General features: G+C 61.7%; 1 protein-coding gene. It reads right to left on the bottom strand.

The genetic code is table 11. From position 1 onward, the window contains the following. Positions 1-725: elongation factor Tu (locus AAIH46_RS21480; protein ID WP_430308104.1), on the bottom strand; the 725-nt coding region annotated here is incomplete at its 3' end. Position 726: the final 1 nt, after the last annotated feature.

Below are 726 nucleotides of genomic sequence, written 5' to 3' on the forward strand. Positions count from 1 at the left end.
ATCTCGACTTCTTCACCAACCTTGACGATGCCACGCTCGACGCGGCCGGTCACGACCGTGCCGCGACCCGAGATCGAGAACACGTCTTCGATCGGCATCAGGAACGGCAGGTTGATCGGACGCTCAGGCGTCGGGATGTAGGCGTCGACCTGAGCCATCAGCTCGCGGATCGCGTCTTCGCCGATCTTCTTGTCCGAATCTTCAAGAGCGGCCAGAGCCGAACCCTTGACGATCGGGATGTCGTCGCCCGGGAAGTCGTAGGACGACAGAAGCTCGCGCACTTCCAGCTCGACGAGCTCGAGGAGTTCGGCGTCGTCGACCTGGTCGACCTTGTTGAGGAACACGACGATCGCCGGAACGCCAACCTGACGGGCAAGCAGGATGTGCTCGCGGGTCTGCGGCATCGGGCCGTCGGCGGCCGAGCACACCAGGATCGCGCCGTCCATCTGCGCTGCACCGGTGATCATGTTCTTGACGTAGTCGGCGTGGCCGGGGCAGTCGACGTGCGCATAGTGACGGGCAGGCGTCTCGTATTCGACGTGAGCCGTCGAGATCGTGATGCCGCGCGCCTTTTCTTCCGGTGCAGCGTCGATCTGGTCATACGCCTTGAATTCACCGAAGTACTTCGTGATCGCTGCCGTCAACGACGTCTTGCCGTGGTCAACGTGACCGATCGTGCCGATGTTGACGTGAGGCTTGTTGCGCTCAAACTTGCTCTTTGCCATT

The sequence above is a fragment of the Rhizobium sp. 0TCS1.26 genome, assembly GCF_050455525.1.
In the GTDB taxonomy this organism is placed as follows: domain Bacteria; phylum Pseudomonadota; class Alphaproteobacteria; order Rhizobiales; family Rhizobiaceae; genus Neorhizobium.